The following is a 25569-nucleotide window of genomic DNA, read 5'->3' on the forward strand; positions in this document are numbered from 1 at the left end:
AAAATGTAGAATTATAATAAACAAAAAATCTAAAAATAAAAATCATCATTTAAGTTATATAAAATTAATGTAAAAAAAATTAAGTTATTAAAATTATCAAATATTATTACAATAATAATATTGATTTATTGTAATGCATATACTATAAAGTAGGATCTCTAGACAAATTATCATTATTTTTGTTTTTGTTTGAAACAATGTAAAAATTGTAATTAAAGTAGTAAAAATGCAAGTTCTAAAATTTGGAGGAAGTTCTGTGGCTTATTCTAGTTCTATAAAAAAAATTTGTTCTTTGTTAAAGAAAAAAACAAAAGGTAAATACGTAATTGTAGTATCAGCAATCGGAAACATTACTGATCAATTAATACAATGTGGATTATATGCATCTAAAAGAGAAAAATTATTGTATAAAAATATATTAGAAAATATAAAAATACGACATATTAATATTATTAAAGAATTATTCTCAACTACATATAAAAATAATTTAATTAATAATATTAAAAAAAATATTGATAAATTAGAAAATTTTTGTGATGGTATTTTTCAAGTAAAAGAACTTTCAAAACGTTCTTTAGATGAAATAATGAGTTTTGGAGAATTAAATTCTTCTTTTTTAATTTCTAAAAAATTAAAAGAATATGGATTAAATTCGATATATAAAGATAGTAGAGATTTAATTATTACTGATTCTCAATTTGGATGCGCACAAGTAAATTTTAAACAAAGTAATAATCGAATTATTAATTTTTTTAAAAAAGTTAATTGTGAATATATAGTTATTCCAGGATTTGTTGGGTCAACTATTAATCATGAAACAACTACTCTAGGTAGAGGAGGCTCCGATTATACAGCTTCTATTATAGCTTCAGCTGTATCTGCTGATATACTTGAAATATGGACTGATGTTAGTGGAATGATGACTGCTAATCCAAAAATAGTAAATCAAGCTTTTCCTATTAAAAAAATATCTTACGAAGAAGCCATGGAATTATCTCATTTTGGAGCAAAGGTTATTTATCCCCCTACAATTCAACCTGCTATGAAAAAAAATATTCCTATACAAATTAAAAATACTTTTTCTCCATCCGATGATGGTACACTTATTTTTATTAAGAATAATATTAATATTAGTCAACCAGTTACTGGTATTTCTGGAATTCAGAATATGTCATTATTAACCTTGGAAGGGAGTGGGATGATCGGAATTCCTGGTTATTCTAAACGTTTATTTAAAGCATTATCAAATGAAAAAATAAATGTAATATTTATTACTCAAAGTTCATCAGAACATTCAATCACTACAGTTATTCATGATATGGATTCAATAAAAGCAAAAATTGCAATAGATAATGAATTTAAACAAGAAATAAATCAAAAACGAATAGAACCAATAATTATAGAGAAAAATTTATGTATTATAGCTGTAGTAGGTGATAATATGAAAAATCTTCATGGAACTAGTGGTAAAATGTTTTATTCACTTGGTAAAAATAGTATAAATGTTAGAGCAATAGCGCAAGGTTCAACAGAAAAAAATATATCAGCAGTTATTAAAAAAGAAGATTTTAAAAAGGCATTAAATACATTACATGAAGTATTTTTTGAAAGTCCACCAAAACAAATTAATCTTTTTATTTGTGGAATAGGAAAAGTAGGAAGTAAGTTGTTAGGACAAATAAATAAACAAAAAAATTATTTATTAAAGAAATTAAAACTACAAGTCAGAATTATTGGATTAGCTAATAGTAAAAAAATGTATTTTGATAATCATGGAATTAATCTATTAAGATGGAGTGAATATATTAAAAAAGGAAGTAAAATGAATATTAATTTTTTTATAAAAAAAGTTAAACAATTCAATTTAAGAAATAGTTTATTTATTGATAATACAGCTAGTACAGAAACGGCAATGGTTTATGATAAATTCCTAAAAAATGGAATAGGCGTAATTACTTGTAACAAAATTGCTTGTTCGTCAAATTATGATCATTATAAAAAGTTAAAAGTATTATCTAGACATTTTAATTCACCATTTTTATTTGAAACAAATGTAGGGGCTAGTTTACCTGTAATAAGTACTCTTAACGATCTTATTAATAGTGGAGATAAAATTAATAAAATAGAAGCTGTTTTATCAGGAAGTTTAAATTTTATATTTAATCATTTTACAGGAAATAATTCGTTTTTAGAAATTGTAAAAATAGCTAAATTAAAAGGATTTACTGAACCAGATCCTCGTATTGACTTAAGTGGATTAGATGTTATGAGAAAAATACTTATTTTAGCAAGAGAATGTGGTAGTCCATTAGAATTAAAAGATGTTTATCAAAAACATTTTTTACCAAAAAGTTGTTTTAATTCTAATTCTTTAGAAGATTTTTATAAAGAATTATACAAACATAATGATTATTTTTTCAAAATAAGAAAAAAAGCTGAAACGAATAAGAAACGATTGCGTTTTATTGCAAAATATGAAAATAATAAAGCATTAGTTGGACTAAAATCAATTAATCAAAATCATCCATTTTTTCAATTAGAAGGTAAAGATAATATGGTATTATATTATACATATCGTTATTCTGAACAACCTCTTATGATAAAAGGAGCTGGCGCTGGATCTGAGATTACTGCATCAGGAGTATTTTCAGATATTATTAAAGCAACAAAATAAAAAAATTATTTTGAATTTAATATTATTATATTTTTTTTTCAAAATTATTTTTTAGTAAAGTTAATCTATTTAATTAAATAGCTATATCTCCTTCTATGTGAGGATGTGGATCATAATTTTTTATTAAAAAATCTTTAAAAGAAAATTCAAATATATTTTTAACAAATGGATTAAGTACAATTATTGGAAGTTTTTTAGGAATTCTATGTATTTGAGTATTAACTTGATTAATATGATTATTGTAAATATGTGCATCACCTATAGTATGAATCAATGTTTTTGCTTTTAAATTGAGTATATTTGCAATCATTTTTAGTAGTAATGAATAAGAAGCAATATTAAAAGGTAATCCTAAAAATATATCGGCACTTCTTTGATATAATAGTATGGATAATTCTTTTTTTAATACATAAGCTTGGAAAAGCACATGACATGGAGGTAAAGCCATACTATTAATCATACCTACATTCCATGATGATACAATTAAACGTCTTGAATTAGAATTAGATTTAATTTCTTTTATTAAATTACTAATTTGATCAATTGAGTTATTTTTATTATATGACGGCCATTTTCTCCATTGAAATCCATATATTGGACCAAGATTTCCATTTATATCGGCCCATTCATTCCAAATTTTTACTTTATTATTTTTTAAATATTTTATATTAGTATCTCCTTTTAAAAACCATAATAATTCATATATAATTGATCGTATGTTTAATTTTTTTGTGGTAAGAAGAGGAAATCCATTTTTTAAATCAAATTTCATTTGATATCCAAATATACTGATTGTTCCTATACCAGTTCGATCTTTTTTTTTCTTTCCATTTTTTAGTACATATTTTAAAAGATCTATATATTGTTTCATAATAAAATTAATTTAATAAAGTATTTTTACATAAAAAAAATGAAATTATGACTATGAGTCAAAAAATTATCTTTTTTTCTACAAAAAGTGGTTTAGAATTATCTAAAAATATAGCATTTCATTATGGAAAGTTTTTGGGAAAAGTTAAATTTTTAAAATTTAGTGATGGAGAATATATTCCTCGTTTTGAACAATCTATTAGAGGTTATAAAGTTTTTTTAATAGGATCCACCTTTTCTCCAGTGGATAATTTAATGGAATTGTTATTAATGTGTGATGCAGCTAGAAGAGCATCAGCCTATAATATTACCTTAGTAATTCCATATTTTGGATGGGCTAGACAAGATCACAAAGATCAACCTAGAACCCCTATAGCTGCTAAACTTATAGCAAATTTAATAACAGCATCTGGTGCTTCTAGAGTAATGACTATGGATTTACATGCAGATCAAATCCAAGGATTTTTTGATATTCCCGTAGATCATTTATATGCTTCTAGAATATTTATTAATTATATTAATAAATTAAATATCGATCAATTAACAATTGCGTCTCCGGATATGGGGGGGGCAAAAAGGGCTAGAAGTTATGCTGGATATCTTGGTACAGATGTAGTCATTTGCTATAAAGAAAGAAAAAAAGCTAATCAAATAGAATTTATGAATCTTATAGGAAATGTAGAAGGAAAAAATATTATACTTATAGATGATATGGTAGATACAGCAGGAACTCTAACAGAAGCGGCTAATTTAATAAAAAAATTAGGAGCTAAAAGCGTACGTGCTATTGCAACTCATCCAGTACTATCTGGAAATTCATATAAAAAAATTTATCATTCATCAATAAAAGAATTAGTAGTCACAGATAGTATACCAATACAATTGAAAAATCAAAACAATAAAATAAAAGTATTATCTTGTGCTCCACTATTTGCAGAAGTAATGAAATCAATGAAAAATGATGAATCTATTAGTAGTAAATTTTTAATTTAAAAAAAATGAATTTTATAAAAATATGTGGAATAAAAAGAAAAAAAATAGAAATTGGAAATAAAAAATTTAATCGTTTTTTTCGAAAGTGTAAAAAGATACCATGTATTATATATGGTAAAGATTTTAATATACCATTTTATACTACAGTAGATGAATTAAATAAAATTATAAATTATAATAAAAAATGTGGAGTTTTTATAAAATTAGAAGATGATCAAATAAAAGCAATACCAAAAGAAATACAATATGACGTAATTAAAGATACAATAATACATGTAGATTTTTATAAATTGAATGATTCAATTCCTATCATTTTACATATTCCTATTGAATTTATAGGAAGACCTATTGGTGTTATTAAAGGAGGAAGATGTAGTTTTTCTATTAAAGAATTAACAATAAAATCTCTACCAAATAATATTCCAGAGTGTATAAAGGTTAATATAGATCATTTAGACATAGGAGACAAAATTACAGTAAAAAATATAGAAAAAGATAAATTTACAATATTACAATCAAGTGATTCACTTATTGTAAAAATTAAAATGTCACGTATTATATCTAAAGAAGAAAATAAAAAAGAAGAAAATAAAAAAGAAGAAAATAAAAAAGAAGAAGATAAAAAAGAAAAAAAAATGAATAGTAATTAATAATTATAAATTTTATGTCATTTAAAAATATTCATTTTATGAAAATAGCAATAAAAGAAGCCATAATTGCATTTAAAAAAAATGAAATACCAATAGGTGCAGTAATTACTTATAATAATTTTATTATTGCTAAAACCCATAATTTAACAAAAAGTTTAAATAATTCGATTGCACATGCAGAGATTTTAGCTATTAATGTGGCATTTAATTTTTTAGAAAAAGATAAAATAAGGAAATGTATTTTATATGTAACATTAGAACCATGTTTAATGTGTATAGGTGCTATTATATGTTCAAAAATTGAAAAAATTGTGTTTGGAGCATCTAATGATAAAGGATTTATATTTAATAATATTAAATTACATCCAAAAATTGTATATATATCAGGAATTATGAAAAATCAATGTGAATCTTTAATACAAGATTTTTTTTTATCGAAAAGAATTAAATAATAAAAATATTTAAATAGTTATTTTATTATTTTTTTTTCAAATTTAATATTATTGGTAAAGTTGTGGTTACGATAATTAATAATATTATCCATTCTAAATTATTTTTTAATTTTGGAAAATTTTTATCTAAATAGTGTCCCGATAACATGATAGATGAAGTCCAAACAATTGCTCCTATAATATTATATATCATAAATTTTTTAAAATTAACTTTAATAGCTCCTGCTATAATAGGAGCAAATGAACGAAACATTGGAAGAAATCTACTTATAATCAAAGCCGTTGTTTTATATTTATTATAAAATAATTTGGCTAAAATTAGATGTTTTTTTTTAAAGAAAAAAGAATCTTTTTTTTTATATAATAATTTGCCTGATTTATATCCTAACCAATAACCTTGTATATTTCCTAAAACAGCTACTAACGCAACGATTAAAATTATTACAAAAAAAGGTACGTTATAAAAATTTTTACATAGATCTTTTCCAAATATTCCTGCAGTAAACAATAAAGAATCTCCAGGTAGAAAAAACCCAATAAAAAAACCTGTTTCTGCAAAAACAATTGCTAAAATGATAAATAATGCAGTATTTCCAAAATATAAAAAAATCCATCTAGGATTAAATAGATGGTGAAAAAAATCCCAAAAATTTGATATTAGATGAATATGATGATAGAATGAAAAATTAAATGTTTCCATTTTTTTTTACTTATTTTTCAATTAAATAATATTAATATTACATTATTATATGGATTTTCTACTGAAATTTATCAATATTTTAGGGTGGATACCTAATATATTTTTCATTATAATAGGTTTTATTTTCATAACTTTTTGGCTATGCAAAATATTTTATTTCAAAGATTAATTAAATATATTTTAACAAACATAAATCAATAGATTTTATAATAATGAATGAAAAGTTAAAAAACTTAATTTTATTTAACGAAGAAGCTTATGATAAATTAAAAAAATATTTAATTTATAACGTTTCTTCCGTAAAAGAAATATTTATATTAGTAGATAATATTACTAAAAAATATTGTTTACCCACACTTTTTAAATATTTATTTTTTTTAAAAAAATCTCACATTATCCAAATTAATACTGGAGAAGAAAAAAAAAATATATATACATGTATAAAAATATGTAAAGAAATAGAAATTAAAAAAGGTAATAGAGAAAGTATTTTAATAAATTTGGGGGGGGGAGTAATAACAGATATGGGAGGATTTGTAGCATCTATATTTAAAAGAGGAATTCGATTTATAAATATTCCAACTACATTATTAGGAATGGTTGATGCATCAGTGGGATATAAAAATGGAATTAATTTAGGATCCATAAAGAATGAAATAGGGTCATTTTATATACCAAAATTGTTAATTATAGATATTAATTTTTTAAAAACACTTCATGACAAAGAAGTAATATCTGGAATGTCTGAAATGTTTAAATACGGACTAATAAAAGATAAAAATTTCTGGATAGATATGAAAAAATATTCCCTCTTGTATATAAAAAATAAAAAATTAGATAAAAAAATATGGAATTATCTAGTAAAAAAATCTATTATAATAAAACAAAAAATTGTGGAAAAAGATCCTAAAGAAAATGGATTAAGGAAAATTTTAAATTTTGGTCATACTATAGGACATGCTTTAGAAAGTTTTTTTATGAAAAAAAAAAAAATTATGCATGGAATAGCTGTAGCTAATGGTATGATACATGAATCATGGATTTCATACAAGATTGATAAATTGTCTAATTTAGATTACAAAGAAATCAAATCAACATTATTATATTTATATTCAATAACATATAAATTTTCTAATAAAGAAATAGAAAAAATGTTTGAGATTATGCAATATGATAAAAAAAATAAAAATAATAAAATTCAATTTTCATTATTAAATAAAATAGGAAATTGTTCATATAACTGTATAGTTTCAAATAGTATAATAAAAAAAAGCTTTTTAAATTTTTAAAAAAATGATAGAAGGAGAAAAATTGATCCCAATTAATATTGAAGATGAAATGAAATCATCTTACATAGATTATTCTATGTCAGTTATTATATCTAGAGCACTCCCGGATGTTAGAGATGGATTAAAACCTGTACATAGAAGAGTTTTATATGGGATGTATCAATTAAATATTTTTTCCAAAAGTTCTTACAAAAAATCTGCTCGTATTGTAGGAGAAGTATTAGGTAAATATCATCCTCACGGAGATATTTCAGTTTATGACACTATGGTACGAATGGCCCAAAAATGGATTAGTCGTTATCCTCTTATAGACGGACAAGGAAATTTTGGATCATTGGATTCAGATCCACCAGCTGCTATGCGTTATACAGAGGTTAAAATGAAAAAAATTTCAGAAGAAATGTTATCAGATATTAATAAAAATACTGTAAACATGAAATTAAATTTTGATGATTCATTGGAGGAACCTACAGTATTACCAACGAGAATTCCAAACTTATTAATTAATGGATCTTCTGGTATTGCGGTAGGTATGGCTACCAATATTCCTCCTCATAATTTAAAAGAAACTATAGAAGCTATTTGTGCTTATATAGACAGTAATAATAGTTTATCTATAGAAAAAATAATAAAATATATTAAAGCTCCAGATTTTCCAACAGGTGGAATTATTTATGGATATAATGGAGTAAAAAACTATTTTTTAACAGGAAGAGGACGTCTTATTATAAGAGCTAAAATTCATATAGAAGAAATACAAGGAAGAAAATCTATTGTTGTTGATGAAATACCATATCAAGTAAATAAATCAGATATGATATCTAAAACTATAGGATTAATAAAAAATGGTAAAATAGAGGAACTTTATCAAGTACGTGATGAATCAGATAGGAATGGATTACGTATTGTTTACGTTCTTAAACAGAATACTAATCCTGAAATTTTATTAAATAAATTATTTCAGTATACATCTTTACAAACTTATTTTAATGTTAATATCATAGCTTTAGTTAAAGGAAAACCTTCTCAATTAAACATTAGAGATCTCATCCAAAATTTTTTATATCATAGACATGATGTAATTATTCGTCGTACCAAATATGAATTAAAAAAATGTAAAGATCGTATTCATATTTTAAAAGGATTTTTAAAAATATTGAATAGTTTAAATAACATGATTCAATTCATAAAAAATTCAAAAAATAGAAATGATGCTACTAAAAAACTAATAACAGAGTTTAATTTATCAGAACATCAATCAAAATCTATTTTAGATTTACGTTTACAAAGTCTTACTTCTATGGAACAAAATAAAATAAAAGAAGAACATGATGAATTAATAAAAAAAAATTTTTTTTTAGAAAATGTTTTATTTAAATATTCTGTTAGAACAGATATTATAAAAAAAGAACTTTTAGAAATAAAAAGAAAATATTCTGATTCACGTAGAACACAAATTGATTATTCCGGTAATGAAGGAAAAATTAATATAGAGGATCTCATTGAAAATAAACAGGTTGTTCTTACTATATCTCATGCAGGATACATAAAAAGAACTTCTTTATCAGAATATAAACGTCAGGGAAGAGGAGGTGTAGGAAATAGAGGTGCTATTGCAAGAGAATCAGATTTTTTTAAACATTTATTAGTAGCGACTAATCATCAATATTTACTTTTATTCACAAAAAAAGGAAAATGTTTTTGGTTAAGAGTATATGAAATACCAGAAGGATCAAAAATATCTAAAGGTAGAGCAATACAGAATATTATTGATCTTAAAAAAGATGATAAAGTTAATGCTTATGTTTTAGTAAATAATCTCACTGATAAAAAATATATTAAGAATCATTATGTTATGATGGTTACTAAAAATGGAATTGTGAAAAAAACTTCTTTGTACCATTATTCTAGACCTAGAAAATATGGAATAAATGCAATCATTATTAGAAAAGATGATTCTTTATTAAAGGCTGTTTTAACAAAAGGAGATAGCCATGTATTTGTAGCATTACAAAGTGGTAGAATTATTCGTTTTTCCGAAAAAAATGTTCGTCCTACTGGTAGAAATTCATTTGGAGTTATAGGAATTACTTGTTCAATTGAAAAAGATGAAGTTATTGGTATGATATGTGTAGAAAATATTATAATAAAAATGGGGTATTTATTAGTTGTTTCTAAAAATGGTTTTGGTAAAAGATCTAAAATAGAGGATTATCGATTAACTAATCGTGGAGGAAAAGGTGTAAAAACTATAAATACTACAAAAAAAGTAGGTTGTTTAATTTCTATTAAATATGTAAAAGAAGAAGATGATTTAATGATTATTAAAAAATCAGGTATTATAATACGAATTTCAATTTCAGATATTAGGGTAATGGGAAGAAATACACAAGGAGTTAGATTAATAAATCTAAAAAATAATGATGCTATAGCAGATGTAGCAAAAATCTACTCAAAGGTTATATCATAAATAAAGTGATTTTTTCATAATTTTTAATTATTAAATAATTTACAAATTTTATATGAAAAAAAAGCCAATTATATTGGTAACAAACGACGATAGCATAAATGCACCTGGAATTAGAGCTCTTATTCATATGATGAATACTTTGGGAGAAGTATATGTTGTTGCACCTGATCAACAAAAATCAGGAATATCTCACGCAATAACTATGGATACCGTTTTATATTGCAATTCAATAAAAATTGATAACGGTATACAAAAAGAATGGAAATGTTCAGGTACTCCCGTTGATTGTGTTAAAATAGCTATAAATGATATTCTTCCTAAAAAACCTGATATTTGTGTATCAGGTATTAACCATGGATCAAATTCGTCTATAAATATTGTATATTCTGGTACAATGTCTGCCGTAATTGAGGCTAGTATAGAAGGTATTCCATCCATTGGATTTTCTTTATTAGATGTCAAATGGAATGCTGATTTTTATTCATCAAAAGAATATATATGTAGAATCGTTAAAAAAGTTCTTAAAAATTCTGTTTCAGATCATATAATTAGTCTTAATGTTAATATTCCAAAATTAAAAAAAAATCAAATAAGAGGAATAAAAATATGTAAGCAATCTAAATCTAGATGGAAAGAAAGTTTTGAAAAACGTTATACTCCATCAGGAAAACATTATTACTGGTTATTTGGAAATTTTATCAAAAATGAAAAAATAGTAAATACTGATGAATGGGCATTAAAAAATGGATATATATCGATTGTTCCTGTTCATTTTGATTTTACAAACTATTCTTTACTAAATACGTTAAATTCTTGGACCTTTGTTTACCTATTTTTTTATTTTTTTTTATTTAATTAATTAATATAATAATGTGTCATTATTAAAAAATAATTTAAACCCAAATAAAATACAAGATTTTCTTGGTCAACATAATATTATAGAACCTTTAAATATTTTTATTAAAGCTGCCAAAAATAGAAATGAAGCTTTAGATCATATTTTATTCCATGGACCTCCAGGTTTAGGAAAAACAACTTTAGCTCATATAGTTGCAAAAGAGTTATCTGTAAATATTACTATTACATCTGGATCGATTTTAGATAAACCTGGGGATTTAGCTGGATTACTAATTCATTTAAAAAAAAAAGATGTAATTTTTATTGATGAAATTCATAGATTATCTCCTTTAGTTGAGGAATATTTATATTCTGCAATGGAAAATTATAAAATAGATGTAATTATTGATTCTGGATCTAACGCAAGATCTGTACAAATAGATTTATCTCCATTTACTTTGATAGGTGCTACTACTAGATATGGTTTAATTACTTCTCCAATGAGGTCTAGATTTGGGATAAATTTTCGTATGAATTATTACGATAAAAATATATTAAAACATATAATATTTCATAATGCAAAAATATTAAAAATCCCCATTACAGAAGAAGCCTTGTGTGAAATTTCCAATAGAAGCAGGGGAACACCTCGTGTTGCTAATTCATTACTTCGTAGAATAAGAGATTTTGCTCAAATAAAAGGTAATGGAATTATTGACTATAATATATGTAATATAGGATTAAAAGCACTTAATGTTGATCAAGATGGATTAGACGAAATAGATAATAGAATTTTATTATTTATTGTTAATAATTTTAAAGGAGGACCAGTAGGTATTAATTCTATAGCATCAGGAATAAATGAAAATCCGGATACAATAGAAGAAGTACATGAACCATTTCTTATTAAAGAAGGATATTTAATAAGAACTCCTAGAGGACGTAGAGTTACAGATTTAGCATATGAACATATAAATAATGAATCATAAAAATGATATAATAAATATATTTTTATGAGTAAATATTAAGATATATTAAAAATAACTTATAATTTTAACTATAAATATTAAAATATTTATATGTCATGCCTTCAAATGTTATTGTAGGACTCCAATGGGGCGATGAAGGAAAGGGAAAAATTACAGATTTTCTTTCCAAAAATTCTGATTATGTTGTTCGTTATCAGGGTGGAAATAATTCGGGTCATTCTATTCATATTAAAAATAATTATTTTATTCTTCATTTAATTCCATCTGGAGTTATTTATCCTCATGTAAAATGTATAATTGGCCCTGGGATGGTTATAGATCCTAAATCTTTAATAAAAGAATTAACGAATTTAAAATCAATGGGCATTAATATTAACAATGTATTTATATCCAAAAGATCTCACATAGTTATGCCTTATCATATACTTTTAGATAAATATAAAGAAGAATATTTAGGAAAAAATTTTATTGGAACTACTCATAAAGGAATTGGTCCAGCTTATGAGGATAAAATATCAAGAATTGGGATTCGTATACTAGATTTATTTTATCCAGATATTTTTTATGAAAAATTAAAAAATAATGTAGAATTTAAAAATACAATTTTTAAAAAAATTTATAAAAAACCAATCATTTCATTTAAACCGATTTATAAAGAATATATGAATTATGCAAAAATTCTTTATCATAGATTTATAGATGCAGTAAATGAAATTCATTATGCTTTTCATGAAAATAAAAAAATCTTATTTGAAGGAGCTCAAGCTATGTTACTTGATATAGATTATGGAACATATCCTTTTGTTACTACATCTTCTTCAACTACAGGTGGAGTATGTGTAGGGACTGGTATACCTCCCATTGGATTGGACAATTTTTTTGGAGTAACAAAGTCATATTGTACACGAGTTGGGAATGGCCCATTTCCAACAGAAATGGTTAATCATAAATTATTACATGATATAAGAAGTAAAGGTAATGAATATGGTTCTACCACAAAACGTCCTAGACGTTGCGGATGGTTAGATTTAGTAGCTCTTAAATATTCTTGTAGAATAAATGGTATAAACTATTTAATAATAACAAAAATAGATGTGTTAAGTGAATTAACATTAATAAAAATATGTGTGAAATATAATATTAATGGAAAAAATGTAGATGATTTTCCACCTGATATAGGAAATAAAAAAATAAATTGTATTTGGAAAAAATTTAAGGGGTGGAATCAAAATATTTCTCATATTAAAGAATATGAAATGTTACCAATAAATTGTAAAAATTATATTAATTTTATTGAAAAATATCTAAAATTAAAAATTATATTAATATCTATTGGGTCAGAAAGAAATCAAAATATAATTAAATATAAACGTTTATTTTATAAAATTTTTCCAAGTGAAAAAATATGAAAATCCATTAGTAGAAAAATATGGAAGTAAAGAAATGATATATAATTTTTCTCCAGAAAAAAAAATTATAATATGGAGAAAATTATGGTTAAATTTAGCTAAAACACAAAAAGAATTAGGATTAAATATAAGTAGTAAACAAATAAATGATTTAGAAAATCATTTATATGATATTGACTGGAGTAGAATTAATTTTTATGAAAGAAAACTACACCATGATGTAATGGCTAATTTATATGCTTTTGGTGAAAAAGCTATAGTAGCTAAACCAATTTTACATTTAGGAGTAACAAGTGCATTTTTAGGAGATAATACTGATATTATACTCATTAAAAATGGATTAAAAATATTATTAAAAAAATTGATTAATATAATATTTCGTTTAAGAAATTTTACTATAGAATATCATAAAATACCAACTTTAGCGTATACTCATTATCAACCTGCACAATTAACTACTGTAGGTAAACGTTCTGCATTATGGATGCAAAGTATAATTTTTGATATTGAAGAATTAGAATTTAGACTAGAAAATCTACCATTTAGAGGAGTAAAAGGAACAGTAGGTACTGCTGCTAGTTTTAAAGATTTATTTAATGGAAATTTGAATAAATTAAAAATTTTAGAAAAAAAATTATCAAATAAATTTGGATTTAAAAATATATGTCCGATAACTGGACAAACTTATGATAGAAAAATAGATGCTCAAATATTAAATTTATTATCTAATATATCTCAATCATCCCATAAATTTAGTAATGACATACGTTTATTACAGAATTTAAAAGAAATTGAAGAACCTTTTGATGAAGATCAAGTTGGATCTAGTGCAATGGCTTATAAAAGAAATCCAATTCTTAGTGAAAGAATCTCTTCTATATCAAAATATGTAATATCGATTTCTAATAGTTCAGCAACAGTTGCAGCAAATCAATGGTTAGAACGAACTTTAGATGATTCAGCTAATAGAAGAATAGTAATTAGTCAATCGTTTTTATCCGTAGATGCAATTTTGATAATATGGAACTATATTTTAGAAAAAATTACTGTATATCCTAAAATGATTGAAAAAAATATTAATAAAGAATTACCGTTTTTAATAACAGAATCTATTATAATAAAATGTGTTAAGAAAGGATGTGATAGACAAGAAATATACAATAGAATAAGAGAACATTCTATGAAAACATGTTTAGATATAAAATTAAAAGGTTTAAAAAATAATTTTATTGATAGAATTTTAAAAGATAAAGAAATTCCAATTTGTAAAAATGAAATAGATAAATTGATTGATTCTAAAAATTTTATAGGATTTTCTCCAGAACAATCATTAGAATTTGTGGAAAAAAAAATTAATCCTATATTAGAAAAATATTATAATCTTATTGATTTCGATACATCATCTGTTATATAACATATAATTTTAGATTTTAAAATAAAAATGATTTTTTTATCAAAAAAAGAACATTTTAGAATTTATATAAAAAAAAAATCAATATTTGATATAGATTCTTTTTTATTATTTAATAAATTAAAAAAGTTAAATATACCATTAAATAAAATTATTATATATCATGTATACGATTTTTTTAAGATCAATAGGAAATTGCTTATTGAATTTTTAAGTAAAATACTTTTAGATCCTGTAACAGATATCATGTATTTAAAAAAAAATTTTAAAAATCCATTTTTTGAATGTTATTTAAACAATAGTGATAATCGCGATAATGCAGCTATCCAGTGTATAAAAATATTAAATCCATACGATTCTAAAAATATATCTATAAAATCTAAATTATTAATAGAATTTATAGGTATTAATAAAAATAATGAAATTAAGTATATACAAAAAATAAAAAATTTCATAGAAAATGATTATTCTTATATTTTATTAAAAAATGAAGAAATAAAAAAAATAAGAAAATTCGGTATAAGTATCAACAATTTTATTAATTGTAATCATAATAAATTAAGGAACATATGTCGTGATTTAAACTTATCAATGGATTTAAAAGATTTATTGTTCATTAAAAAATATTTTCATAAAGAAAAAAGAAATCCTACAGAAGAAGAATTAAAAATATTAGATACTTATTGGTCTGATCACTGTCGACATATAACATTTTTTACACAATTAGAAAAAATTTCGTTTAATGGAATATTAAAAAAAACATATAAAAGTATATTTAATAAATATATGAATGATAGAAAAATAGTAGGAAGTTCATATAAACCTATAAATTTAATGGATTTAACTCGATTACCATGCAAAATTTTTGTTAAAAAACAAAAAAAAAATATTACTTATTGTGATGAAAATAATGCATGTATTATGATGATAGATGTTTTTTTTACAAATAAAAAAAAAGTAGAAAAATGGTATTTATGTTTCAAAAACGAAACTCATAATCATCCTACAGAAATAGATCCATTTAATGGAGCTTATACTTGCATAGGTGGAGCAATTAGAGATCCTTTATCTATAAGATCATTTGTATACCAAGGATTAAGATTAAGTGGAATTGCAGATCCAAAATGTTCAAAGATGGTTGATGGAAAATTACCCCAAAATAAAATTTGTATAGAATCTGCTAATGGTTTTAGTTCTTATGGAAATCAAATAGGATTATCAACTACTCATGTTAATGAAATTTATCATGAAGGTTATAGAGCAAAAAAAATGGAAGTAGGAATGACAATTGGAGCCGTACCAGTTAATTTTATTAAATGGGAAAAACCTATAAATGGAGATATTATATTATTAATAGGAGGAATTACAAAAAAAGAAGGAATAGGAGATGCTAATAATTCGTCAAAAATTATTAATAATTACAAAAATATTAGAAAAAAACGAATGGGAGATCCCATAATAGAAAGAAAAATTCAAAGACTTTTTAGAAAAAAAGAAATTACTTTTTTAATAAAAAAATGTAATGATCTTGGTGCTGGAGGAATATCTGTCGCTCTATGTGAAATACATGATAGTGTAGAAATATATTTAGATAAAATTCCAATAAAAAAAAATAATAATCTATATCCTATAGATATTGCACTTTCTGAATCACAAGAAAGAATGGTGGTTGTTATAGCTCCTATAAATCTAAAAAAATTTATTAAATTATCCAGAGAAGAAAATTTAATAGCTACCCCTATAGCTAAAATAACAAAAAATAAACGAATTATTTTTTTATACAAAAAAAAGGAAATATTTAATATTAAAAAATCATTTTTAAATACAGGAGGATACAAAAGAAAAAATAAAGTTATTGTAGAATCTCCTAAATCTATTTCTCCTTTTTATAAATCAAAAAAATATATTTTCAATAAAACAAATTTTTTACAATTTCTTTCTAAATTAAATATTGCTTCTCAATTAGATATAATAGAACTATTTGATAGTACAGTAGGGGGGACTACAGTCTTGATGCCATTTGGTGGAAAATATCAAATGACTCCTTCTGAAGGAAGTGTACAAAAAATACCTGTATTGGATGGTAGTACGACTACTGTTAGTATAGCATGTTGGGGGTTTCATCCTGAAATATCTACATGGAGTCCATTTCATGGAGGATCTTATGCTATATTAGAATGTATTTCTAAAATTGTTGCAATAGGTGGTAATTATAAAAATACTTATCTCAGTTTTCAAGAATATTATCAAAAATTAGGTAAAAATCCAATAAATTGGGGAAAACCTTTCTCATCATTATTAGGTGCATATCATGCTCAAATGTCTTTAGGAATAGTATGTATTGGTGGAAAAGATTCTATGTCTGGAACATATAAGAATAAACATGTACCTCCTACTTTAATATCTTTTGGAGTAACTACGGAATCAGATTCTAATATTATTTCTCCAGAATTTAAAAAAATAGGAAATAAAATATACTTGTATCATCATGTTCCTTTGGCAAATGAAATGCCTAACTTTGATTCGATTAAAAATGCATATAATCAAATATATAATGGAATTATTAATAAAAAAATTATTTCTGTAAAAACTATTAAAGATGGAGGAATATCTATTGCTATCGCAAAAATGTCTTTTGGAAATCAATTAGGGGTTGAAATAAATTATGATAAAAATCTATTGGAAACTCATATCGGATCATTGATTATAGAATCTTCATCACATTTACCAAAAGAATTTATATTAATAGGAAAGGTTACAGGATCAAAATATTTAAAATTTAATGGAATATCAATTAGTATTAATATGTCTATGAAATATTGGCTATCGAAATTAGATCGATATCAAGTATTATATAAAAATATTAATATAAAAAATCATAAAACAAGTAAAATATATGACTTAAATATTTTAAAATCAAAAAAAAATAATCATCATTATAATTTAAAAAAAATTGGATATCCAAATGTATTTATTCCTATATTTCCAGGAACAAATGGAGAATATGAGTCTATAAGGGCGTTTAAAAATTATGGAGCAAAAGTTAATAATTTTGTTTTTAAAAATTTAGATGATAATGGAATTATAGAATCTATTTCTTACATAAGAAAAATTATAAAATCTGTACAAATTATTATGATTTGTGGAGGATTTAGTGCAGGAGATGAACCAGATGGTTCTGCAAAATTTATTATATCTGTATTACAGAATAAATATATAAAAGATTCTATTAATAATTTTCTTAATAAAGATGGATTAATACTAGGAATTTGTAATGGATTTCAAGCGTTAATAAAATCAGGGTTGTTACCATATGGTAAAATTTGTTTAAGAAATAGAAAATCTCCCTCTTTAGTTTTAAATAAAGTAAATAAACATATATCACAATGTGTTCATATAAAAATTATTTCTGATTCTTCTCCATGGTTAAATGGAATGAAAAATAAAATATATACATTTCCTATTTCTCATGGAGAAGGAAGATTTTATGCAGAAAAAAAAATTTGTAATTTTTTGTTTAAGAAAAATCAGGTAGCTGCTCAATATGTTAATATAAATGGTGAACCTAGTTTAGAAAAAAAATATAATCCTAACGGATCCACTGATTCAATTGAAAGTTTATTAAGTAATAATGGAAAAATTTACGGAAGAATGACTCATCCAGAACGAATTTTTGATACTGGAATATTAAAAAATATACCTCACAATAAGAAAGATTCTATTTTTATGAATGCAATAAAGTATTTTCTATAAAAATTATTATATAATTATGAAAGTATCCATATTTATTGGTAGTAAATCTGATATACCATTTATAAAAGATGCAATAGAAATTTTTAAACAATTTAAAATAAATTATAATTGTTATATAATTTCTGCACATAGATTACCAAATATTTTATTAAATACTATAAAAAAAATAGAATATGAAAATATAGAAATAATTATTGCAGGAGCAGGTTTATCAGCTCATTTACCTGGAATTATATCGTCTCAAACAATAATCCCAGTAATAGGTATTCCTATATGTAATACAAATAATAGTACACTAGGTGGTATTGATGCTCTTTTCTCTATAACACAAATGCCAAAAGGTATACCTGTTGCTACAGTAGGAATAAATAATTCATATAACGCCGCTATTATAGCAATACATTTTTTATCTTTAAAATATGATAATTTAAAAAAATTATTAGTAAAATTTAGAGAAAAAACAAAAAAAAAATTAGAAAATGAAATAGAAAAATATTTATAATATTATGAATCAAAATAGTTTTATCATAAAAAAAAGTGTATTTTCAGAAGGAAAAACTAAAAAAATATATTTAACTAATGATCCTTTTAAAATAATTGTTCATCATAAAGATAATTTAACAGCTTTAAATGGATTAAAAAAAATTTTTCTATTAGATAAAGGAATATTAAATAATGAAATCACTACATTAATATTTAGATTTCTTCATTCATCTGGAATAAAAACTCACTTTATTCAAAAAATAAATAATAGAGAACAACTTTGTCATAAAGTACAAATAATTCCTTTAGAATTTGTAATAAGAAATGTGGTTACTGGAAGTTTGTCTAATCGTTTAGGAATTAAAGAAGAAAAAATAATACCAAATGGGATTATTGAAATTTTTTACAAAAATGATACTTTAGAAGATCCACTTATAAATGATAATCATGCTGTATTTTTAGGAATTATTTCTTATGAAGAACTAAATTATATTTATTCAATTGTAAAAAATATAAATAATTTATTAAAAATATATTTTTTAAATAAGAATATTATATTAGTAGATTTTAAAATAGAATTTGGTAGAAGTCATAAAAATGAAATATTATTATCTGACGAAATTAGTCCTGATACCTGTAGATTTTGGGATAAAAAAACAATGAAAAAATTAGATAAAGATTTATTTCGACTGGAATCACAAAAAAAGGATAAAATATTTGATTCTTATATGGAAGTCTTAAAAAGATTAAATCAAGAATAATTTTTATCAATGTGAAAAAAATTAATTAACGAATAATACAATATATTAAATAGTAAATCTAATAAATCATTTTTTATTTGGATAAATTTCATGAAGAATGTGGGGTATTTGGAATATATTCCTCATTAAAAATAGATATTTTTTCGTTTATTCAATCGGGCTTATTTTCTTTGCAACACAGAGGCCAAGAAGCATGTGGTTTTTCTATATTAAAAAATGGATTTATTTTTACTTATAAGAGTGAAGGATTAGTTTTAGATTTTTTTCAGAAAATATCAAATTATAAAAAATATTGTAATGGAAATGCAGCAATTGGACATACTCGTTATTCCACAGAAGGAGGAAAAAATAAAAAAAATATCCAACCATTTTTTGGAAAAAATTTATGTGGAAAAACTATTATATCTATAGTTCATAATGGAAACTTAATTAATGCAAGAAATACAAGAAAAAAATTAGAATATGAGGGAATAAATTTTGTTTCTGCATATTCAGATTCAGAAGTAATATTACGTCTCATTCAAAAAAATTTATTAGAAAATAATAATAATTTAGAGAAATCTATAAAAAAAACAGTTCTTAAAATTAGAGGAGCATATTCGGTAGTTGTTTTAGTTAATAATAAAATAGCAGCATTTAGAGATCCTAATGGGATTAGACCTTTATGCTATGGATTTTTAGATGAAAAAACTTATATATTTAGTTCTGAAACATGTGGGATTGACGCTGTAGGAGGAACTTATATTAGAGATTTATTTCCAGGAGAAATTATAATAATTGATAATGATTCAATTCAATTCTCAATGATGAATAAGATGGAAAATCTAAAAAATAGAATGTGTTCTTTTGAATATATTTATTTTTCTAGACCAGATTCTTTAATTGATAATTTAAATGTTTATAAAATTCGTGAAAAAAGTGGAGAAAAATTATACGAACAATATCCTGTAAACGCAGATGTAGTCATTGGAGTACCAGATTCTGGGGTTCCAGCTTCTATAGGATATGCTAAAGCATCTGGAATACCTTTTAAACCTATTCTAATAAAGAATAAATATATAGGTAGATCTTTTATTTTACCTGAAAAAAAAATTCGTGAAAAAATGGTTAATTTAAAATTAAATCCTATTTTACACGAAATAAAAGGAAAACGTATTGTTATTGTTGATGATTCTATTGTTCGTGGAACAACTAGTAAAAGATTAATTGATATATTAAAAAAATCAGGTGCTAAGGAAATTCATTTCCGTAGTGCTTCCCCTCCAATTATTGCTCCTTGTCATCTTGGGGTAAATACTCCAAGAAAAAAAGATTTATTTTCATATAAAAATATTGATAAAAATAATATAAAAATAATATTAGATGTAGATAGTTTAGAATTTTTAAGTATGGATAATTTAATAGAAATATTGGGGGGAAAAAATTACTGTTTTGGATGTTTTACGGAAAAATATCCAATTTCATAATGTTATTTTTATTTATTAATTGTATTGATATTTAATTTTTATGAAAATAAATAATTTTACATATAAAATTAGTAAAATTTTAAAAAAAACTTATAATAAAAGAGTACTAAGTACTTTAAATCATTTTTCAGGATTTTATAAAATATATAATAAATATAAAAATCCCATTCTTGTTTCTGGGACAGATGGTGTTGGAACAAAAATTTGTTTATCTATAAATTTTAAAAAATATGATGTAATAGGAATAGATTGTTTTGCGATGTGTATAAATGATATTTTATGTCATGGGGCTAATCCGTTATTTTTTTTAGATTATTTGGCATGTAATAAAATTAATTCTTTTATTATAGAAAAAATTATTGAAGGAATGGCTATTTCATGTAAAGATAATCATACGTGTTTCATTGGTGGAGAAACAGCTGAAATGCCAGATTTATATCCTAAAAATTTATATGATATTGCAGGATTTTGTGTTGGAATAGTAGATCAAAATAATCTTATTGATGGAAAGAAACTAATTAAAGAAAATGATGTTATAATAGGATTTAAATCTTCAGGAATTCATAGTAATGGTTTTTCTATTATTAAAAATATTTTTTCTGAAAGTGATTTAAAAAAATGTTTTTTTGATAAAAGTCCTTTTTATGAAAAACTTTTGATTCCGACTAAAATTTATTACAAATTAATTAATTTCTTATTAAAAAATATTTCTATACATGGAATTGCACATATTACTGGAGGGGGGATTTTAGATAACTTATCTAGAATCATTCCTGAAAATTTATCTGCCGTAATTAATAAAAAAAAAATTCCTATTCAATCTATTTTTCATTTTATACAAAAAAAAGGTAATTTATCGGATAAATTAATGTGGGGGACTTTTAATATGGGATTAGGTATGATAATTATAGTATCTTCAAAAGAAGAAAATTTTTTAAAAAAAATTAGTCTTTTAGATAAACCATATTTTATAGGTAATATTGTAAAAAGAAAAAAGGAAAAAATTTATTTGATATAAGAATTTTTTATGAAAAAATTAATTTTTTTAGTATCTGGAAATGGAACTAATATGATGCATATTATAAATGCTATTAAAAATAATATATTGGATAATTGTAAGATAATATTAGTTATTTCTGATAGAAATTGTAAGGCTTTACAATACGCTATAAATTATGGTATTAAATTTGTCTCTTTAAAAAGAGATAAATTTTTATACGAAAATATAGATCGTTTATTGGTTAAATATCAGCCAAATATTATAATATTATCTGGATTTCTTTCTATACTTAATAATATAATTTGTAAAAAATGGTCAGGAAAAATTATTAATATACATCCATCGATATTACCTAAATATGGAGGAAAAGGAATGTATGGAAAAAAGGTTCATGAATTAGTTATAAAAAATAAAGATAAAATATCAGGAGCAACAGTCCATTTTGTTACAGAAAAAATAGATTCAGGTTATATTATTTTAAAAAAAATATATAAACTTTCTAAAAATGAAAATGTTGATTCTTTATCTAAAAAAATATCTAGTATAGAAAAAAAAATTTTAATTGAATCGTTAAAAATATTATGAAAAGAGCTTTTATTAGTGTTTATAATAAAAATAAAAAATTACTAAATTTTTCTTTTTTTTTGAAAAAAAAAAAATATCAAATTATATCTACTGGAGGTACATTTAAATTTTTAAAAAAAAATGGATTATGTCCAATAAATATTTCGGATATTACGTCTTTTCCTGAAATTTTGGATGGAAGAATTAAATCTATACATCCTTATATATATGCTGGTATTTTAGCTAATCGTTCTATTGAAAAACATATAAAATTAATTGATTCTTATAATATTAAACTTATTGATATTGTATTAATAGATTGTTATCCATTTTATGAAATGATAAATAATAAATCTATAGAAAAAAAATTTTTATTAGAATTTATAGATATTGGAGGACTATCTTTAATTCGAGCAGCAGCTAAAAATTTTCATTATGTAACAGCAATTATAGATAGTAATGACTCTAAATTAGTAACAAAAGAAATTGATTCTGATGGACATACATCATTAATTTTAAGGAAAAAATTAGCAGGAAAAGTATTCAGTTTTACGTCTTATTATGATTCTATTATTTCTCAATATTTTTTTAAAGAAGAAAAATTTCCAAAAATAATAAATCTCTGTTATAAAAAAAAAATGAATTTAAAATATGGAGAAAATCCACATCAAAAAGCTTCATTTTATATTGATAATTTTAATGAGAAAGGTGCTATGTCTAATTTTAATCAAATACATGGTAAAAAAATTTCTTTTAATAATATAAGAGATATAGATATAGCTTGGAAAATTGTTAATCAATTTTCTGATCCTACCTGTTGTATTATAAAACATTCTACTCCTTGTGGTGTAGCATCGGGTAAAAATATTATTGAAGCATTTAAAAACGCTTATTATTCAGATTCCATTTCATCTTTTGGAGGAGTAGTTGCATTTAATACAGTAATTTCCTGTGAATTGGCAATGAAAATAAATCATTTATTTTTAGAAGTTATAATTGCTCCATTTTATGAAAAAGGTTGCATCGAAATTCTAAAATTAAAAAAAAATTTAATAATTATTAATATAAATAATTTTTCTTCGGATGAAATAGAATACGTAAAGGTTGATGGAGGATTCTTGGTACAAGAATCAGATTATTTATTAAATAAAAAAAATGATAATTACAAAATAGTTACAAAAAAAAATTTTTCTAATCAGGAAATAAAATCATTATTTTTTGCACAAAAAGTAGTAAAATTTGTTAAATCTAATGCCATTGTTGTTGCTAGGGGTACACAAACATTAGGTATTTCTGGAGGACAAACTAATAGAATATGGGCAGCTCGTCAAGCTATAAACAGAGCATTAGAAAAAAATAAAAAAGAATTAGTTCTTGTTTCTGATGCATTTTTTCCTTTTAAAGATATAATAGATGAAATTGCAAATTCTAAAAGAATATATGCGATTTTACAACCTGGGGGTTCTATCCGAGATTATGAATCTATTGAAGCTTGTAATCATTACGGTATAGCCATGGCTTTTACTGGAAAAAGATATTTTAAACATTAAAAGATTATGAAAATTTTAATACTTGGAGGAGGAGGAAGGGAACATGCTATTGGAAAAAAATTATTAGAAGGAAATATTAATATAATACTATATTTTTATCCTGGAAATGGTGGAACAAAATTAATAGGATCTAATATAGAAAAAAAATGTTCCATATTAGATTTAGCAATGTTTTCTAAAAAAAATAATATAGAACTTACAATAGTTGGATCAGAAATTTTTCTTGTACAAGAAGTTGTAGACTTATTTCAATTTTATCAATTAAATATAATTGGACCAAATTATTATTCATCTAGATTAGAAGGAGATAAAATTTTTGGAAAATCCTTTATGAAAAAATATGGAATTAGAACTCCTGAATACGAAACGTTTGATTCATATAATGAAGCAAAAAAATTTTTAAAAAAAAAAAATAATCCACTAGTTATTAAATTTAATGGTCTTGCCTCAGGAAAGGGAGTTATTATTGCTCATAATCAAAATGATTATAAAAAAGCAATAAAAAATATTATGATAGAAAATAAGTTTGGAAAAAATGGAAAAAAGATAATAATAGAAGAGTATTTAAACGGAAAAGAAGTCTCTATATTATCAATTTTTAATAAAAAAAGAATCATTCCTTTTTTATCTTCTAAAGATTATAAAAAAATAGGAAATAACGATTGTGGTTTAAATACAGGTGGTATGGGATCAATAACTCCAAATCCTTATATGAATAGTGCTATGTGGACAGATTTTAATAAAAATATATTACAACCTACTTTTGAAGGTCTAATTTCAGAAAAATTAACTTTTTTAGGATTTTTATATTTTGGATTAATGATATATAATAATAAGATTTATCTATTAGAATATAATACTAGATTAGGAGATCCTGAAACTCAATCATTACTTCCATTAATGAAAAATAATTTTTTATATATGTTAAAATCTTTTTTTTATGAAGATAAAATAAATATTTTATGGAAAAATTATTCCTCATGTTGTATAGTTTTATCTTCATTAGGATATCCAGAAAAATATAAAATAGGAAATTGTATTAGTAATTTGGATAAATTAGAAGAACCTTTTTATATTGCAGGAGCAAGAAAAGAAAACCAACAATGGTACACTTCCGGAGGAAGAGTATTAAATGTTATAGGAATTGATAAAAATATAAAATATGCAAGAGAAAATGCATATAAAAAAATTAATAATATTAAATGTAATAATCTTTATTATAGAAAAGATATAGGTTTATATTAAAAA

Annotated in this window: 20 protein-coding genes; 18 read left to right on the plus strand and 2 right to left on the minus strand. The window is 23.1% G+C overall.

Translation table 11 applies throughout. The features are described from left to right. Positions 1 to 226: 226 nt before the first annotated feature. Positions 227 to 2674 carry a bifunctional aspartate kinase/homoserine dehydrogenase I gene (gene thrA, locus H0H33_RS00650; RefSeq protein ID WP_185877995.1) on the plus strand — a complete coding sequence of 816 codons (2448 nt, stop codon included), beginning with the start codon at positions 227 to 229 and terminating at the stop codon, positions 2672 to 2674. A 73-nt stretch (positions 2675 to 2747) separates the two neighbouring features. Here thrA and H0H33_RS00655 read toward each other — a convergent pair whose 3' ends face one another. Next, positions 2748 to 3545: a thymidylate synthase gene (locus H0H33_RS00655; RefSeq protein WP_185877996.1), complete on the minus strand. Its 798-nt coding sequence runs from the start codon at positions 3543 to 3545 to the stop codon at positions 2748 to 2750. A 53-nt stretch (positions 3546 to 3598) separates the two neighbouring features. Between H0H33_RS00655 and H0H33_RS00660 the strand changes: the two genes are divergently transcribed. Genes H0H33_RS00660 through H0H33_RS00670 form a run of 3 tightly spaced genes read left to right on the plus strand, consistent with a single transcriptional unit; the run spans position 3599 to position 5639 of the window. Then, complete coding sequence (locus tag H0H33_RS00660; RefSeq protein WP_185877997.1) at positions 3599 to 4537, plus strand: ribose-phosphate diphosphokinase; 939 nt, start codon at positions 3599 to 3601, stop codon at positions 4535 to 4537. Between the two features lie 5 nt (positions 4538 to 4542). After that, positions 4543 to 5187 (plus strand): 50S ribosomal protein L25, encoded by a 645-nt coding sequence (locus H0H33_RS00665; protein ID WP_185877998.1) that lies wholly within the window; start codon positions 4543 to 4545, stop codon positions 5185 to 5187. A 38-nt stretch (positions 5188 to 5225) separates the two neighbouring features. Beyond that, entirely contained in the window at positions 5226 to 5639 is a 414-nt protein-coding gene (locus H0H33_RS00670; RefSeq protein WP_185877999.1) for a nucleoside deaminase, read from the plus strand. Between the two features lie 25 nt (positions 5640 to 5664). Here H0H33_RS00670 and H0H33_RS00675 read toward each other — a convergent pair whose 3' ends face one another. After that, a complete protein-coding gene (locus H0H33_RS00675) occupies positions 5665 to 6297 on the minus strand; it encodes a DedA family protein (protein ID WP_185878144.1) in 633 nt (210 codons plus the stop codon). 254 nt (positions 6298 to 6551) lie between these two features. Between H0H33_RS00675 and aroB the strand changes: the two genes are divergently transcribed. From aroB to purD, 14 genes are all read left to right on the plus strand, one after another. After that, positions 6552 to 7628 (plus strand): 3-dehydroquinate synthase, encoded by a 1077-nt coding sequence (aroB, locus tag H0H33_RS00680; protein WP_185878000.1) that lies wholly within the window; start codon positions 6552 to 6554, stop codon positions 7626 to 7628. Between the two features lie 4 nt (positions 7629 to 7632). Continuing rightward, positions 7633 to 10098 carry a DNA gyrase subunit A gene (gene gyrA, locus H0H33_RS00685; RefSeq protein ID WP_185878001.1) on the plus strand — a complete coding sequence of 822 codons (2466 nt, stop codon included), beginning with the start codon at positions 7633 to 7635 and terminating at the stop codon, positions 10096 to 10098. A 52-nt stretch (positions 10099 to 10150) separates the two neighbouring features. Continuing rightward, positions 10151 to 10957, plus strand: a complete 807-nt coding sequence (gene surE, locus H0H33_RS00690) for a 5'/3'-nucleotidase SurE (RefSeq protein WP_185878002.1) — start codon at positions 10151 to 10153, stop codon at positions 10955 to 10957. Between the two features lie 13 nt (positions 10958 to 10970). Then, complete coding sequence (ruvB, locus tag H0H33_RS00695) at positions 10971 to 11924, plus strand: Holliday junction branch migration DNA helicase RuvB (RefSeq protein WP_185878003.1); 954 nt, start codon at positions 10971 to 10973, stop codon at positions 11922 to 11924. A gap of 95 nt (positions 11925 to 12019) precedes the next feature. Next, on the plus strand, positions 12020 to 13333 hold the full coding sequence (locus H0H33_RS00700) for an adenylosuccinate synthase (protein ID WP_185878004.1): 1314 nt from the start codon (positions 12020 to 12022) through the stop codon (positions 13331 to 13333). After that, the gene (gene purB, locus H0H33_RS00705; protein ID WP_185878005.1) at positions 13320 to 14747 is read left to right on the plus strand and encodes an adenylosuccinate lyase; all 1428 of its coding nucleotides are present in this window, start codon (positions 13320 to 13322) and stop codon (positions 14745 to 14747) included. The genes H0H33_RS00700 and purB overlap by 14 nt, the downstream gene beginning before the upstream one ends. 27 nt (positions 14748 to 14774) lie before the next feature. Beyond that, positions 14775 to 18497, plus strand: a complete 3723-nt coding sequence (locus H0H33_RS00710; RefSeq protein ID WP_185878006.1) for a phosphoribosylformylglycinamidine synthase — start codon at positions 14775 to 14777, stop codon at positions 18495 to 18497. 16 nt (positions 18498 to 18513) lie between these two features. Next, positions 18514 to 18999, plus strand: coding sequence for a 5-(carboxyamino)imidazole ribonucleotide mutase (gene purE, locus H0H33_RS00715; RefSeq protein WP_185878007.1), 486 nt, complete (start codon positions 18514 to 18516; stop codon positions 18997 to 18999). 4 nt (positions 19000 to 19003) lie between these two features. Further along, positions 19004 to 19741, plus strand: a complete 738-nt coding sequence (purC, locus tag H0H33_RS00720; RefSeq protein WP_185878008.1) for a phosphoribosylaminoimidazolesuccinocarboxamide synthase — start codon at positions 19004 to 19006, stop codon at positions 19739 to 19741. Positions 19742 to 19818: 77 nt separating this feature from the next. Next, positions 19819 to 21207: an amidophosphoribosyltransferase gene (gene purF, locus H0H33_RS00725; RefSeq protein ID WP_238785615.1), complete on the plus strand. Its 1389-nt coding sequence runs from the start codon at positions 19819 to 19821 to the stop codon at positions 21205 to 21207. A gap of 40 nt (positions 21208 to 21247) precedes the next feature. Further along, positions 21248 to 22225: a phosphoribosylformylglycinamidine cyclo-ligase gene (purM, locus tag H0H33_RS00730; protein ID WP_185878009.1), complete on the plus strand. Its 978-nt coding sequence runs from the start codon at positions 21248 to 21250 to the stop codon at positions 22223 to 22225. 9 nt (positions 22226 to 22234) lie between these two features. Continuing rightward, positions 22235 to 22792: a formyltransferase family protein gene (locus H0H33_RS00735; RefSeq protein WP_185878010.1), complete on the plus strand. Its 558-nt coding sequence runs from the start codon at positions 22235 to 22237 to the stop codon at positions 22790 to 22792. Next, on the plus strand, positions 22789 to 24321 hold the full coding sequence (gene purH, locus H0H33_RS00740; protein ID WP_185878011.1) for a bifunctional phosphoribosylaminoimidazolecarboxamide formyltransferase/IMP cyclohydrolase: 1533 nt from the start codon (positions 22789 to 22791) through the stop codon (positions 24319 to 24321). Before H0H33_RS00735 ends, purH begins: the two co-directional genes overlap by 4 nt. Positions 24322 to 24327: 6 nt before the next feature. Beyond that, entirely contained in the window at positions 24328 to 25566 is a 1239-nt protein-coding gene (gene purD, locus H0H33_RS00745; RefSeq protein WP_185878012.1) for a phosphoribosylamine--glycine ligase, read from the plus strand. Positions 25567 to 25569: the final 3 nt, after the last annotated feature.

The organism is Blattabacterium cuenoti (assembly GCF_014252415.1).
Lineage (GTDB): Bacteria > Bacteroidota > Bacteroidia > Flavobacteriales > Blattabacteriaceae > Blattabacterium > Blattabacterium cuenoti_Y.

Bases quoted from the DNA above. Each gene is read 5' to 3' on its own strand.
- thrA (WP_185877995.1), top strand. From the start codon at position 227: ATGCAAGTTCTAAAATTTGGAGGAAGTTCTGTGGCTTATTCTAGTTCT.
- H0H33_RS00655 (WP_185877996.1), bottom strand. From the start codon at position 3,545: ATGAAACAATATATAGATCTTTTAAAATATGTACTAAAAAATGGAAAG.
- H0H33_RS00660 (WP_185877997.1), top strand. From the start codon at position 3,599: ATGAGTCAAAAAATTATCTTTTTTTCTACAAAAAGTGGTTTAGAATTA.
- H0H33_RS00665 (WP_185877998.1), top strand. From the start codon at position 4,543: ATGAATTTTATAAAAATATGTGGAATAAAAAGAAAAAAAATAGAAATT.
- H0H33_RS00670 (WP_185877999.1), top strand. From the start codon at position 5,226: ATGAAAATAGCAATAAAAGAAGCCATAATTGCATTTAAAAAAAATGAA.
- aroB (WP_185878000.1), top strand. From the start codon at position 6,552: ATGAATGAAAAGTTAAAAAACTTAATTTTATTTAACGAAGAAGCTTAT.
- gyrA (WP_185878001.1), top strand. From the start codon at position 7,633: ATGATAGAAGGAGAAAAATTGATCCCAATTAATATTGAAGATGAAATG.
- surE (WP_185878002.1), top strand. From the start codon at position 10,151: ATGAAAAAAAAGCCAATTATATTGGTAACAAACGACGATAGCATAAAT.
- H0H33_RS00700 (WP_185878004.1), top strand. From the start codon at position 12,020: ATGCCTTCAAATGTTATTGTAGGACTCCAATGGGGCGATGAAGGAAAG.
- H0H33_RS00710 (WP_185878006.1), top strand. From the start codon at position 14,775: ATGATTTTTTTATCAAAAAAAGAACATTTTAGAATTTATATAAAAAAA.
- purE (WP_185878007.1), top strand. From the start codon at position 18,514: ATGAAAGTATCCATATTTATTGGTAGTAAATCTGATATACCATTTATA.
- purC (WP_185878008.1), top strand. From the start codon at position 19,004: ATGAATCAAAATAGTTTTATCATAAAAAAAAGTGTATTTTCAGAAGGA.
- purM (WP_185878009.1), top strand. From the start codon at position 21,248: ATGAAAATAAATAATTTTACATATAAAATTAGTAAAATTTTAAAAAAA.
- H0H33_RS00735 (WP_185878010.1), top strand. From the start codon at position 22,235: ATGAAAAAATTAATTTTTTTAGTATCTGGAAATGGAACTAATATGATG.
- purH (WP_185878011.1), top strand. From the start codon at position 22,789: ATGAAAAGAGCTTTTATTAGTGTTTATAATAAAAATAAAAAATTACTA.
- purD (WP_185878012.1), top strand. From the start codon at position 24,328: ATGAAAATTTTAATACTTGGAGGAGGAGGAAGGGAACATGCTATTGGA.